Origin of the sequence: Streptococcus sp. HF-1907, from assembly GCF_015594605.1 — a bacterium.
Lineage (GTDB): Bacteria > Bacillota > Bacilli > Lactobacillales > Streptococcaceae > Streptococcus.
Genome location: NZ_JADNQT010000001.1, coordinates 62111 through 76667 on the forward strand (window position 1 = coordinate 62111; position 14557 = coordinate 76667).

Sequence of the window (14557 nt, forward strand, 5' to 3'; positions counted from 1 at the left end):
ATGTTTAAAATTCTCAGACGACTGGTAATCTTACTTCTAATTCTTTTTATTGGTTACCAACTTTACCACACACATCAAAATGTGAAAAACGTGATGAAGTATGAAAACTTGGTCTCCAAAACTTTGGATAGAAATAACTCTACGACCAACGTCGATTTGGTTCTTGCTATCATTTACACTGAAACGCGTGGAAATTCCTTAGATGTTATGCAGTCTAGTGAGAGTGTTGATGGAGCGATGAATACCATAACGGATAGCCAAACTAGTATCAAACACGGGGTCAACTTGCTTTCGGAAAATATCAGTGCAGCCAATGAAGCTGGAGTGGACGTTTGGACGGCTGTCCAAGCTTATAATTTTGGCTCATCTTACATCGACTATGTTGCTAAGCACGGAGGAGTCAATACCATCGCTCTCGCGAAGGTTTACTCTCGTGATATTGTTGCTCCAAGTCTTGGAAATACTAGCGGTGAAACCTATTTTTACTACCATCCCCTTGCTTTAATTTCAGGCGGAAAATTGTACAAAAATGGTGGGAATATCTATTATTCGCGAGAAGTGCAGTTCAATCTCTACTTGATGAAATTGATGAATTTATTTTAGAAGAAGGATTTAATGAAACAATTAAGCCAGTATTTTAAAGGGTACCTAAAAGAAACTTTCTTTGGTCCCCTTTTTAAATTATTAGAAGCCTCATTTGAGCTTCTCGTTCCTATTATTATCGCTAGAATCGTTGACCAAGTCATTCCTCATGAAAATAAGGGACAACTAGGACTTATGATTGCTACCTTATTCGGTCTTGCTCTAATCGGAATTACCGTTTCGCTCTCTGCTCAATATTTTTCATCAAAAGCAGCAGTGGGTTACACAAAACAACTGACGAAAGACCTTTATCAAAAAATTATTCGTCTCAGTAAAGAAGACCGCGATGAATTGACCACTTCGAGCTTGGTAACACGTCTGACTAGCGACACCTACCAAATTCAAACTGGTATCAACCAATTTCTCCGTCTTTTCTTGCGTGCACCGATTATTGTTTTCGGGGCTATCATCATGTCCTTCACCATTAGCCCCAAAATGACACTTTGGTTCCTAGGGATGGTTGTCATCCTATTTATCATCGTTTTTACTATGTCACGCCTTTTGGCACCAGTATACAGTCAAATTCGTAAAGCAACGGATAAGATTGTCAATCAGACGCGTGAACAGATGCAAGGAATGCGTGTGATTAGAGCTTTTGGGCAAATTTACCGCGAAGAAAATCAGTTTAAAAATCTCAACAACGATTATACTGATTTGCAACTGCATGCCGGGCGTCTTTCAAGTCTAGTGACACCGATGACTTATTTAGTTGTCAATCTTACTTTGATTGCTGTCATTTGGCAAGGAAATCTTCAGATTGCGCATAACGGGCTGTCTCAAGGGATGCTGATTGCCTTGGTCAACTACCTCCTTCAAATTCTGACAGAACTTTTGAAAATGACCATGTTAGTAACCTCGTTGAACCAAAGTTTCATCAGTGCTCAACGGATTACGGAAGTTTTTGATAAAACGAATGAAGATGTCGATGCTAAGATTGATACGAAAATGTCGGATCAAGGGTTAGTTGTCAACCATTTGTCATTTACTTACCCACTTGCTGCCGAGCCTGCACTCAATAATTTGAATTTCTCTATCGCACCTGGACAATTTCTGGGGATCATTGGGGGGACTGGTTCTGGAAAGTCGAGTGTTGTTCAATTGATCAATCATCTCTACACTCCACAAAATGGGACGCTAAGCATTTTTAAAGATGGCAAGTCTCCAGAAAGTATTCGTGAATGGCGTAACTGGGTTCGTACTGTTCCTCAAAAAGCAGAGCTCTTTCAAGGAACGATTCGTTCAAATCTCTTACTTGGGCTGGAAAATGTTAGCGAAGATACGCTCTGGGAAGCTTTGGATATTGCACAAGCCAGCGATTTTGTTAAGGAAAAAGATGGTCAACTGGATACGGTTGTTGAAGCGTTTGGTCGTAATTTTTCAGGAGGTCAGCGCCAGCGATTGACCATTGCTCGCGCTATCGTCCAGAAAGCACCGTTTTTGATTCTTGATGACTCGACTTCTGCCTTGGATTATCTGACAGAGGCCAAGCTATTGACTGCCATTTCTGAAAAACTTAAGGGAACAAGCCTCATCATGGTATCACAGCGTACAAACAGTCTCAAACAAGCCGATAAGATTCTCGTTCTCGATAAAGGTTATCAGGTAGGATTTGATACTCACAAAGCCTTGTTAGAGTCAAACAACCTTTATCAATCCATCCATTATTCACAACATAGAAAGGCGGACGATTAAGTTGAAAGCAAAAAATCAATCGAATACTAGTAAGCGTCTCGCCTTAGATTTACTTTCTCAAAAGCGTCTCGTTATTTTAGCTACAATCGGAACCATCATTCAGGTTGCTTTGACCGTTTACTTACCAATTTTAATTGGTAATGCTGTTGATGTTGTGGTTAAGCCGCAATCAATCGCTCTCATTTTACCAATCCTTACTAAGATGGTCCTTGTTATCGCTGTCAATACTTTGATTCAATGGTTCAACCCACTCATTTATAACCGTCTCACCTATGCTTATATTTCAGATATTCGTCAACGTGTTATGAGTAAATTGGATCAGATACCTCTAGCTTATCTTGATCGAAAAAGTATCGGAGATCTCGTTGCTCGTGTCACAACAGACACTGAACAACTGAGTAACGGTCTTTTGATGGTCTTCAATCAGTTTTTTGTCGGCTTATTAACGATTTTAATTACCATCGTCAGCATGGCAGAAATTGACTTACTAATGCTGATTTTGGTGCTTGTTTTAACTCCCTTGTCACTTTTTGTTGCTCGGTTTATCGCGTCAAAAAGTTACACGTTTTATCAAAACCAGACCAAATCTCGGGGACAACAAACTCAATTTATTGAAGAAATGATTAACCAAGAAAGTCTTCTACAGACTTTCAATGCTCAGGAGCAGAGCATCTCGGTATTTGAAGGCATCAATGAGACTTATGCTAACTATTCACAAGGTGCTATTTTCTATTCTTCAACAGTTAATCCTTCAACACGTTTTATCAATAGTTTGATTTATGGTTTGTTGGCGGGAGTAGGTGCTCTTCGGATCATGTCTGGAGCTTTCACTGTCGGTCAATTAACCACCTTTTTGAACTACGTCAACCAGTACACAAAACCATTTAACGATATTTCGTCTGTGCTATCTGAAATGCAGAGCGCCATTGCCTGTGCAGATCGCCTCTACAATATCTTAGATGAAGAAAATCCACAACTTCCAGTCAGTCAAGTTTTTGATGATAAACCAGTAGAAGGACAAGTTACCTTTGAGCATGTTCAATTTGGCTATGTCAAAGAAAAACCTTTGATTAAGGATCTCAACCTCACCATTCCAGCTAATTCTAAAGTAGCCATCGTTGGTCCGACTGGTGCTGGTAAATCAACACTGATTAACCTTTTAATGCGTTTCTATGAAGTGGGTCAGGGACGAATTTTATTGGATGGTAAATCAATCGCTGATTACGATAAGGCTGATCTCCGTCAGCAAATTGGTATGGTACTTCAAGAAACGTGGTTAAAAACCGGTACTGTTCATGATAATATTGCTTATGGACATCCTGACGCTAGTCGAGAGCAGGTTATTGAAGCGGCAAAAGCAGCCAATGCTGATTTCTTTATTCGCCAATTACCTCAGGGCTATGATACTTATTTGGCGGATGCAGGGGCATCTTTATCACAGGGTCAGCGCCAGCTATTGACCATTGCCCGTATCTTCGTCAAAATTCCTAACATTCTGATTCTGGATGAAGCGACTTCGTCTATTGACACGCGGACAGAGATTTTGATTCAAGATGCTTTTGAAACGTTGTTGAAAGGGCGTACAAGTTTCATCATTGCCCACCGCCTTTCAACAATTCAAAGTGCAGATGTCATTCTGGTTATGGTTGATGGCGACATCGTTGAATACGGTAACCATGATAGCTTGATGGCTAAGAAGGGCATGTACTACAAAATGCAAACGGCGCAAGCTGGATAGTCAAAAAACAGTTTCCTCGCGGAAGCTGTTTTTCTTGTGATATAATGACAATCAAGGAGGTTTCCCATGAAAAATAGAAGACTCATTTTGTTAGCAGTAGCTACTTTGTTGCTAGCCTACATCAGTTACCAATTATCAAGTAGCCTAACAGGACTGTCAATCTTTTTAGGTTTTCTATCCCTGTTGATATCTATTTGGTTGATTTTTAGCCTTTTGTATGGTATTTTTGAGGAATTTTTTGAATGGTTTCATAAATCAAAAAAAGATTGAAGGGCGAACTTCAATCTTTTTGTCTTACACTATTATTTCACGAAAGCATTGATCTCTGCTTCAATATTTGCGATTTTAGCTTCTGCATCAGCAAGGTCTGTACCGACAGTTGCAATGTATAATTTGATTTTTGGTTCTGTACCTGAAGGACGGACAGCAATCCAAGAATCATCAGCCAAAGTGTATTTAAGCACATTACTTGGTGGTGTTGTCAATTTTTCAACGCCAGCAGCAGTTGTTGCTGTTTGCAATTGGAAGTCTTCCAATTTAACAATGTCAGTTGCGTTGAATTGTTTTGGTCCATTGTCACGGAATTTATCCATGATTTTCTTGATTTCAGCAGCGCCATCAACGCCTGACAAAGTAACTGAAATAGTCTTTTCAGCGAAGTAGCCGTATTCTTTGTAGATTTCGTCAATACCATCTGCTAAAGTCAAGCCACGAGAGCGGTAGTAAGCTGCAATTTCAGCAACGATAAGAACGGCTTGGATAGCATCTTTGTCACGTACGAATGGTTTGATAAGATAACCGAAGCTTTCTTCAAAACCAAGCATGTAAGTGTGAGTGTGTTTTTCTTCGAATTCTTGAATCTTTTCAGCAATGAATTTGAAACCAGTCAAAACGTTGAACATGGTTGCGCCGTAGCTTTCAGCAATCTTAGTAACCAACTCAGTTGAAACGATTGATTTGCAAAGTGCAGCATTTTCAGGAAGAGTGCCAGCAGTCTTATGCGCTTCAAGGATGTATTTAGCAATGATGGCACCGATTTGGTTACCTGAAAGGTTCTTGTAAGAACCGTCAGCTTGACGAATTTCAACACCGAGACGGTCAGCGTCTGGGTCAGTTGCAACGAGTACGTCAGCATCTACCTTGCGACCAAGTTCTTCAGCGAGTGCGAAAGCTTCTTGGTTTTCTGGGTTCGGTGATTTGACAGTTGAGAAGTCTGGGTCTGGAACAGCTTGAGCTTCAACAACTTGAACGGATTCAAAGCCAGCTTGTGCAAGAGCACGACGAGCAAGCATTTCGCCAGTACCATGAAGTGGTGTGTAGACAATCTTCATGTCTTTGCCGTATTCGTCAATCAATTTTTGGTTGATGTTAACGTCTTTAACTTCTTTGAGGTATTCAGCGTCAACAGCCTCACCGATGACTTCAATAAGACCAGATGCTTTTGATTCTTCAAGGTCAGCTAATTCAACAGCGAATGGGTCGTCAATAGCACGGATAAAATCTGTCAAAGCGTCAGCATCAGCAGGTGGCATTTGTCCACCGTCTTCACCGTAAACTTTGTAACCATTGAATGGTGCAGGGTTGTGACTGGCAGTTACCATGATACCAGCAAAGGTGCCAAGGTGGCGCACAGCAAATGATAATTCTGGAGTTGGGCGAAGGCTTTCAAAAACATAAGCTTTGATACCATGTTTTGCCAAAACTTGTGCTGATTCAAAGGCAAATTCTGGAGAGAAGTGACGTGAATCGTAGGCGATGGCAACACCGCGTTTTTTAACGTCTTCACCTTTGGTTTCAATCAGTTTAGCAAGTCCTTCAGTTGCTTGGCGGACAACATAGATATTGATACGGTTAGTACCAGCTCCGATGTAACCACGCATACCTGCTGTACCAAATTCAAGGTTGGTGTAGAAGGCATCTTCTTTTGTTTTTTCGTCCATGCCAACCAATTCTTGACGAAGATAGTCAGGAAGTTCAGCGAAGTCTAACCATTTTTGATAGTTTTCAGTGTAAGTCATAGAATCAACTCCTTTATATTTTCTAAACGCTTTCATTATAACACTTTTCATGATGAATTTCCATGTTTTTCATGCAATCTTTCAAAAAAAATCAGCCAGCTTATTCTGACTGAGTTGTAACTATTTTTTCAATTTTAAAAGACTTGGGGTAATGATAGCGGTCAGAACAAGAGAGGTAATCATTTCTGCAACTGAGTTAGCTGATATGATGCTGGCTAACAAGACCTTGATTTGTCCGCCGTAAACAGAAGAGAAGAAGAGGAAGATTCCCGATAAAACAAAAACAGTATTTGTCAAAGATCCCAGAGCACCAGCTAATCCAAGACCAAACCTATTCTTGAACAATTTGTAAACGAAGTAGGGAACAACACCAATCAAAATACGTGGCACCAATGCAATAATCAAGGAGAAGAGATTCCCGTTTTCAACAAAAGGAGAGAAGAGATAGCTTGTTGGTAAGATAGTCACACTGTTGGATACAACACTAATCACTCCCATCAAACCACCTAGAATCGAGCCAATTTTAGGACCGTAAACAATAGAAGCGATGATAACCGGAATATGAACCAAAGTCGGCTTAATTGGAACGATCCATACACTAAAAACGAGAGTTGATATCAAGTGGATAACTAGCATCGTTGCAAAAAAGATAGAGATAACGGCAATATCAGAAGATTTTTGTTTTCTACGCATGATAACTCCTTAACATTAGTTTCTCCTATTATACAAGTTTGACCAAATCAATGCAAGGGCTAACTTTCTAATGAAACTGTACATCCACAGCTTTGATGATTTCAGTAAGATCCGCCAAGGCCCCTCGCCCGACATCTCCACAAGCAAGAAGACTTGAACGCGGAGCGATCTCTTCGTAACCAACTTCCTTCAAAGTAGCAATATTTCGCTGTGTTAGCGGATTGTCATACATTTTTGTGTTCATAGCTGGCGCAAATAATTTAGGCGTTGATTGAGGCAGAGCCAAGGCAACACTAGTCACCATATTATCAGCGAAGCCATGTGCCAAATGAGCGATAGTATTAGCAGAAGCTGGTGCAAGCAAATACAAGTCTGTTCGCTTAGCTAACTCGATATGATTGACAAAGCGAGGGTCACCCTCCTCCATCACATCAAGATGAACAACGTTTTTGGATAAAACTTGAAGCGTCAATGGGGTGATAAATTGCGTAGCAGACTGCGTCATTAAGACATGGACATCATAGCCAAATTTGGTCAATTGATTGGTGAGATCGGCTGCTTTATAGGCAGAAATTGATCCTGATACGGCAAGAGTAATACGTTTAGTCATTTTCAGTTACCTTTTCATAGATAAGATTAGCGATATCGTCCTTGGTAAAAGCTTCAAAAGCCTGGTGCTGATTGAGCAGGTAGGCGTGGTGTTGGTTCCCAGTAATTTCAGTAAGGTCGTTGGCCAAGATGAACTGAGCTTTGTTTTTCATCAAGCTAGCACGCGCCACCTGAAAAAGTTCTTCCTGAGTAACATCGACTAATAACTTAAAACCAACGAGCTGAATGTTAGGATTCCATTCCTTAATGAGGCTAATGATTTTAGGCGTTTTCTTCAGAAAAAGCACCTGATAATCCGCTTGTGAGGAAATTTTTGTTTCCGTATTTCGTTTGGTCAATAGCTGCGCTAGGTCAGTAGTTTCCTCTACCTCTTTTAAATCAGTCATGTAAACTGGCGTATAATCTGACACAGCCATACTATGAATGATGGCATCATGTGTTTTAACCAAGGGTTCTAAAGTCGTTATCAGAGAATCAACATTGGTGATTAAATGAGTAGATAAATTAGGATGGTCTGACGGTTTAACAGCAGACTTTGTAGTTACCAAAGTGACTTGATGACCCTCTGATAAAAATTTTTCAGCGATAGCTTTTCCCAAATGTCCCGTCGAATGATTAGTGATTCCACGAACATTGTCAATTTTTTCAGTGGTTCCACCAGATGTAATTAATAGTCTCATAGCCATATTTTACACAAAAAAATCGCTTTCGTAAAACCTTTGCTACGATTACAAATTTCCTAACTTTTTAATTGATTGAAATTGAACACAGAGTAAATGCCGAACATTCTTGAAAAAAATCATCAAAAAGATGCTAAAATCTATTTTTATTGCTATAATAAATTTACATTACTTAAGGAGCCCGTCATGAAATCAGATATTGAAATTGCACAAAGCGTTGAATTAAAACCAATCACAAAGATTGTCGAACAAGTTGGCATCACCTTTGATGACATCGAATTATATGGTAAATATAAAGCAAAGCTGTCATTTGAAAAAATCCAAGCTGTTAAAAATAATAAGCCAGGAAAATTAATTCTCGTGACAGCTATTAACCCAACACCAGCGGGTGAAGGAAAATCTACGATGAGTATCGGTCTAGCTGACGCTCTTAACAAAATAGGTAAAAAAACCATGATTGCCCTTCGTGAACCCTCTCTTGGTCCAGTTATGGGAATCAAGGGGGGAGCTGCTGGTGGTGGTTATGCTCAAGTGCTACCAATGGAAGATATTAATCTTCACTTTACAGGAGATATGCATGCCATCACAACAGCTAACAATGCTTTGTCAGCCTTGATTGACAACCATCTCCACCAAGGAAATGAACTCGGCATTGACCAACGACGTATCATATGGAAACGTGTTGTCGATTTGAATGACCGCGCTCTTCGTCATGTAACAGTCGGACTTGGAAGTCCTGTCAATGGAATTCCACGTGAAGACGGCTTTGATATTACAGTAGCTTCTGAAATCATGGCTATCCTCTGCTTGGCAACTGACCTCAAAGACTTGAAGGAGCGCTTGGCTAATATCGTTGTGGCTTATCGTTATGACCGCACACCTGTTTATGTGAAAGATTTGAAGGTTGAAGGTGCATTGACGCTTATCTTGAAAGACGCCATTAAACCAAACCTTGTTCAAACTATTTACGGGACCCCAGCGCTCGTTCACGGTGGCCCATTTGCTAATATCGCTCACGGATGTAACTCTGTTTTGGCTACTACAACAGCTCTGCGACTAGCTGATTACACCATCACTGAAGCTGGTTTTGGTGCTGACCTTGGCGCTGAAAAATTCCTTGACATTAAAACACCAAATCTTCCAACGACTCCAGACGCAGTAGTTGTTGTTGCGACTCTTCGTGCCCTCAAAATGCACGGTGGCGTAGCCAAAGCGGACTTGGTTAAGGAAAATGTAGATGCGGTGCGCGCTGGTTTTGCTAACCTCAAACGTCACGTGGAAAATATGCGTAAATTCGGCATTCCAGTTGTCGTTGCCATCAATGAATTCGTAGCTGACACCGAGGCTGAAATTGCAACCCTCAAGGAACTTTGCGCCGAGATTGATGTGCCGGTTGAATTGGCCAGCGTTTGGGCAAACGGTGCTGACGGTGGTATTGATTTGGCGCATGCGGTTGTCGATGCCGTAGAAAATGGCGGAGCTGACTACAAGCGTCTTTATTCTGATGAAGATACTATCGAAGAAAAAATCACTAAAATCGTCACTGAAATCTACGGCGGAAAATCTGTTGTCTTTGAAAAGAAAGCTAAGAATCAACTCAAACAATTTGCTCAGTTTGGCTGGGATAAATTGCCAGTCTGTATGGCTAAAACTCAGTACAGCTTCTCAGATAACCAATTCCTACTTGGTGCGCCAGAAGGTTTCGACATCACCATCCGCGAATTTGTCCCTAAAACTGGTGCAGGTTTCATCGTTGCCTTAACAGGTGACGTTATGACAATGCCAGGTCTACCTAAAAAACCTGCAGCTTTAAATATGGATGTTGCAGAAGACGGAACCGCTTTGGGGCTATTCTAATTCACTTTATCTTACTTAGTAACAAGGAGAGCTGTTTAGTTCTTCTTGTTTTTTGTCCGTGCTAACTATTTTAAAAAATAAAGTGCACTACTCCAGACAAGAACTGTGTTATAATAGTGTAATAAGCTTTATCAAGGAGGTCCTGTCATCAATAATAAAAATAATGTCGTCCGTTTGTTAAATAAAGGTCGAGCGGGCTTTTTACGTGGTATTTTTAGTCGTACAACTGTGATTGCTGTACTGATTATCATTCAAATTTTATTCCTGCTCGCTTCATTTTCATGGTTAGACCAATACCGTGTTTGGTTAGCAGTGGTGGAGCGCGTTTTAGCTATTGGTACCGTTTTGTATCTAGTTAATAGTGAAATGGATGCCTTGTCTCGTGTTACTTGGCTGATTTTGGTCATGGTTGCTCCTCTGCTCGGTTCCCTGTTTTTCATTTATACAAAATTGGATTGGGGCTATCGTGGCCTCAAATCCCGTTTAGAAAATCTTATTAATGAAAGCCAGCCTTATCTTCAAGATCACCCCGAGACCCTGAAGCTGTTGAAAAGTAGTACTTCAACAACCTATCACTTGGTGCAATATTTTGAGAAGAGTCATGGTAATTTCCCAGTCTACCAAGATACACAGGCTACCTATTTCTCGACTGGGGAAGATTTCTTTAAAGAATTAAAAGCTCAGCTATTGAAAGCGAAAAAATACATCTTCCTTGAATTCTTTATCATCGAAGAGGGAGTCATGTGGGGAGAAATTCTCAGTATTCTTGAAAAGAAAGTCGAAGAAGGTGTTGAAGTTCGTGTCCTCTACGACGGTATGGTTGAAATCACGAAGCTGTCTTTCGATTACACCAAGCGTCTAGAAAAACTAGGTATCAAAGCAAAGGCTTTTTCTCCGATTTCACCTTTTATCTCAACCTATTATAACTACCGTGACCACCGTAAAATTATCGTTATTGATGGCGAGGTTGGATTCACGGGAGGTGTCAATCTTGCTGATGAATACATCAACTACATTGAGCGATTTGGGCACTGGAAAGACACTGGGCTCATGCTCAGAGGTAAAGCTGTTGATAGCTTCCTATTGCTCTTTTTGCAAATGTGGTCAATCACTGAAAAAGAAATGGTTGTGCAGCCTTATCTTGGGACACATAGAGAGCCTATCAAATCGGAAGGTTTTGTCATCCCTTACGGTGACTCCCCTCTTGATGCTGACAAAGTTGGTGAAAATGTCTATATCGATATTCTCAACCACGCTCGCGAATATGTTTACATCATGACACCTTACTTGATTCTAGACAGCGAGTTGGAGCACGCCCTTCGATTTGCTGCAGAACGGGGCGTTGATGTCCGGATTATTATGCCTGGCATTCCTGATAAACCTATTCCATATGCTTTGGCGAAAACTTATTATAAAGCACTCACTCAGTCAGGAGTTAAAATTTATGAGTACACTCCTGGCTTTGTTCATGCTAAAGTATTTGTTAGCGATAATACAAAAGCAGTAGTGGGGACAATCAATTTAGATTATCGCAGCCTTTATCATCATTTTGAGTGTGCTACCTATCTCTACAAAGTTCCAGCTATCAAAGACATTTATAAAGATTACATGGAGACTTTGGAGCAATCACAATTAGTAACTCCTAAGATGATTGAAGAACTCCCAGTAGCACAAAAAGTTATCGGGGCTGTTACAAAGACCATCGCTCCGCTGTTGTAAAATAAAGTTATTGCTTTATTTTCGATTTATGCTATACTATTGCTATGCGATGAGTCGAATGTGGCTTTGCCATTTTTGCGCAAGGGAGGTCATTAACGCAGGAGCGGACCTTGATAAGTTGTGTGAACCTGCTTATCTCACTTTTTAGAAGTGCCCTAAGTCCTATTGTCTTTTGACAGTAGGACTTTTTTATTTTTATACAAAACTAGGCTTTCCAAGTCATTAAAAATGTAGTATAATTGACCTACATAAAATTTTTTGAAAATTTTGAATGACAGTTCAATCTTAATCTAATGAGGTGTTTTTATGGGATATACAGTAGCAGTTGTCGGTGCAACAGGTGCCGTCGGTACTCGAATGATTCAACAATTGGAACAATCAACTTTACCAATCGATAAAGTACGTCTTTTATCTTCTTCGCGCTCAGCAGGCAAAGTACTACAATACAAAGGTCAAGACATCGTTGTAGAAGAAACGACAGAAGACTCATTTGAGGGTGTTGATATTGCATTGTTTTCTGCGGGTGGCTCTGTTTCAGCAAAATTTGCCCCTTATGCAGTTAAAGCTGGCGCTGTGGTAGTTGATAACACATCTTACTTCCGCCAAAATCCTGATGTGCCTTTAGTTGTACCTGAAGTCAATGCTCACGCACTTGAAGAACACAACGGTATCATTTCTTGTCCAAACTGTTCAACTATCCAAATGATGGTAGCCCTTGAACCTATCCGTCAAAAGTGGGGGCTAGAACGCGTCATCGTTTCCACTTATCAAGCGGTTTCAGGAGCAGGACAATCTGCTATTAACGAAACTGTTCGTGAAATCAAAGATGTGGTGAATGACGGTGTAGAACCAAAAAATGTTCACGCAGACATTCTTCCAGCTGGTGGCGATAAAAAACACTACCCAATCGCATTTAATGCGTTAGCACAAATTGATGTTTTCACTGATAATGATTACACTTACGAAGAAATGAAGATGACAAATGAAACTAAAAAAATTATGGAAGAACCTGAACTTCCAGTTTCAGCAACTTGTGTTCGTATCCCTGTCCTCTTTTCACACTCTGAATCAGTCTACATCGAAACAAAAGAAGTAGCGCCAATCGAAGAAGTGAAGGCAGCAATCGCTAAATTCCCAGGTGCAGTGCTCGAAGATAACCCGTCACAACAAGTTTACCCACAAGCTGTCAACGCTGTTGGTAAACGCGAAACATTCGTTGGTCGTATCCGTAAAGACTTGGATGTTGAAAAAGGAATTCATATGTGGGTCGTTTCAGACAACCTTCTTAAAGGCGCTGCTTGGAACTCTGTACAAATCGCAGAAACCCTCCACGAACGTAACCTTGTTCGTCCAACCAAAGAATTGAAATTTGAATTGAAATAATAGTGAGAGTAGGAGCCTTCGGGTTTTCCTATTTTCATATGACGGATTGTGAAAGGAGATTATTATGTCGATTGAAGATTTAAAAAATGTCAAAATCATCACAGCTTTAGTGACACCATTTCATCAAGATGGTTCCATTAACTTTGACGCTCTACCAAAATTGATTGAGCATCTATTGGACCACCACACTGAAGCCTTGCTTTTGGCAGGGACAACAGCTGAAAGTCCAACTTTAACCCACGACGAGGAGCTTGAATTATTTGCAGCGGTGCAAAAAATCGTAAACGGTCGCGTGCCTTTGATTGCTGGGGTAGGTACAAATGATACGCGAGACTCCGTCGATTTTGCCAAAGAAGTGGCAGATTTTGGCGGTTTTGCTGCAGGTCTAGCTATTGTGCCTTACTATAATAAACCGAGTCAGGAAGGGCTTTACCAGCACTTTAAAGCTATCGCTGAAGCTAGTGATTTACCAATCATTATCTACAATATCCCTGGACGTGTTGTTATCGAATTAGCACCTGAAACTATGCTACGTTTGGCACAGCACCCGAATATTATCGGTGTTAAAGAGTGTACTAGCCTTGATAACATGGCTTACATCATTGAAAATAAACCTGAAGATTTCCTTGTTTTTACTGGTGAAGATGGCGAGGCCTTTCATGCGATGAATCTCGGCGCCGATGGCGTCATCAGCGTTGCTTCTCACACAAATGGTGATGAACTATACGAAATGTTACAAGCTATCAAAGCTAATGACATCAAAAAAGCAGCTAAATTGCAACGTCAATTTTTGCCTAAAGTTAATGCTCTTTTCTCAGTTGCAAGTCCAGCTCCAGTTAAAGCAGTCTTGAACTATCAAGGTTTCAATGTTGGTCCGCTTCGTTTGCCACTAGTGGCTTGTACGCCAGACGAAGCTAATCATATCATCGATGTCGTTCTTGGTCGCCAAAGTTATCAATATGTTACAGGAGTCATCCGTCCAAATTATTAAATAGAAAATAGAGGAGAAAGCCGATTTCTCCTTTTTCTTGTTCAAGGGCCAGTTTTAGGCGTTTTCACTTGACAATTTATGAAAACATTTGCATAATAAATGTAAATAGTTGTCATAAAGGAGGTTGCCTATGCAAATTACAAAACGTGATGGTCAGGTTGTTGAATTTGATCCAGATAAAATTTACCAAGCTATTTTGAAAGCTGCTCAGACAGTGTACGCTCTTGATGATGATCTTCGTCAAGATTTAGCACAGGTAACTAAAAAAGTCGTTCTTGATTTGGAAGAAACTAGGGCTGAACGTCCAACTATCAGCATGATTCAATCTTTGGTGGAAAATCGTTTGTTGGATGCGGGTTTTATCCGTATTGCTGAGCATTATATCTCTTATCGTTTGCAACGTGATTTGGAACGTAATGGTTACGCAGATCAGATAGCTGTTCACTTGCATTTTGAGAAATTAAAATAGTAAACTCAAGTTGACTTTGCCTATCATATTGGGATATACTAAGAGAGGTTATAAGAGCAGATAGCT

Annotated in this window: 13 protein-coding genes; 9 read left to right on the top strand and 4 right to left on the bottom strand. The window is 40.4% G+C overall.

The window, feature by feature from the left end:
• The 4 genes from IYQ92_RS00335 to IYQ92_RS00350 all read left to right on the top strand — a co-directional run bounded on the left by IYQ92_RS00335 (window position 1) and on the right by IYQ92_RS00350 (window position 4342).
• Entirely contained in the window at window positions 1-603 is a 603-nt protein-coding gene (locus IYQ92_RS00335) for a lysozyme family protein (RefSeq protein ID WP_195674786.1), read from the top strand.
• Window positions 604-615: 12 nt separating this feature from the next.
• Window positions 616-2334 carry an ABC transporter ATP-binding protein gene (locus tag IYQ92_RS00340; protein ID WP_195674787.1) on the top strand — a complete coding sequence of 573 codons (1719 nt, stop codon included), beginning with the start codon at window positions 616-618 and terminating at the stop codon, window positions 2332-2334.
• A 1-nt stretch (window position 2335) separates the two neighbouring features.
• Window positions 2336-4072, top strand: coding sequence for an ABC transporter ATP-binding protein (locus IYQ92_RS00345; RefSeq protein ID WP_195674788.1), 1737 nt, complete (start codon window positions 2336-2338; stop codon window positions 4070-4072).
• Between the two features lie 66 nt (window positions 4073-4138).
• Window positions 4139-4342 (top strand): hypothetical protein, encoded by a 204-nt coding sequence (locus tag IYQ92_RS00350; protein ID WP_195674789.1) that lies wholly within the window; start codon window positions 4139-4141, stop codon window positions 4340-4342.
• Between the two features lie 32 nt (window positions 4343-4374).
• Here IYQ92_RS00350 and IYQ92_RS00355 read toward each other — a convergent pair whose 3' ends face one another.
• The 4 genes from IYQ92_RS00355 to IYQ92_RS00370 form a co-directional block, all read right to left on the bottom strand.
• Complete coding sequence (locus tag IYQ92_RS00355; protein ID WP_195674790.1) at window positions 4375-6090, bottom strand: phospho-sugar mutase; 1716 nt, start codon at window positions 6088-6090, stop codon at window positions 4375-4377.
• Window positions 6091-6210: 120 nt separating this feature from the next.
• Window positions 6211-6783: an ECF transporter S component gene (locus tag IYQ92_RS00360; RefSeq protein WP_195674791.1), complete on the bottom strand. Its 573-nt coding sequence runs from the start codon at window positions 6781-6783 to the stop codon at window positions 6211-6213.
• A 67-nt stretch (window positions 6784-6850) separates the two neighbouring features.
• Window positions 6851-7393, bottom strand: coding sequence for a phosphopantothenoylcysteine decarboxylase (gene coaC, locus IYQ92_RS00365; RefSeq protein WP_195674792.1), 543 nt, complete (start codon window positions 7391-7393; stop codon window positions 6851-6853).
• Window positions 7386-8072 carry a phosphopantothenate--cysteine ligase gene (locus IYQ92_RS00370; protein ID WP_195674793.1) on the bottom strand — a complete coding sequence of 229 codons (687 nt, stop codon included), beginning with the start codon at window positions 8070-8072 and terminating at the stop codon, window positions 7386-7388. The genes coaC and IYQ92_RS00370 overlap by 8 nt, the downstream gene beginning before the upstream one ends.
• Before the next feature lie 186 nt (window positions 8073-8258).
• Between IYQ92_RS00370 and IYQ92_RS00375 the strand changes: the two genes are divergently transcribed.
• From IYQ92_RS00375 to IYQ92_RS00395, 5 genes are all read left to right on the top strand, one after another.
• Window positions 8259-9929, top strand: a complete 1671-nt coding sequence (locus IYQ92_RS00375; RefSeq protein WP_195674794.1) for a formate--tetrahydrofolate ligase — start codon at window positions 8259-8261, stop codon at window positions 9927-9929.
• Between the two features lie 147 nt (window positions 9930-10076).
• On the top strand, window positions 10077-11648 hold the full coding sequence (gene cls, locus IYQ92_RS00380) for a cardiolipin synthase (RefSeq protein ID WP_195675051.1): 1572 nt from the start codon (window positions 10077-10079) through the stop codon (window positions 11646-11648).
• A gap of 306 nt (window positions 11649-11954) precedes the next feature.
• The gene (locus IYQ92_RS00385; protein ID WP_195674795.1) at window positions 11955-13031 is read left to right on the top strand and encodes an aspartate-semialdehyde dehydrogenase; all 1077 of its coding nucleotides are present in this window, start codon (window positions 11955-11957) and stop codon (window positions 13029-13031) included.
• Between the two features lie 64 nt (window positions 13032-13095).
• Entirely contained in the window at window positions 13096-14022 is a 927-nt protein-coding gene (gene dapA / locus IYQ92_RS00390) for a 4-hydroxy-tetrahydrodipicolinate synthase (RefSeq protein WP_195674796.1), read from the top strand.
• Between the two features lie 130 nt (window positions 14023-14152).
• Complete coding sequence (locus tag IYQ92_RS00395; protein WP_195674797.1) at window positions 14153-14491, top strand: ATP cone domain-containing protein; 339 nt, start codon at window positions 14153-14155, stop codon at window positions 14489-14491.
• Window positions 14492-14557 lie beyond the last annotated feature (66 nt).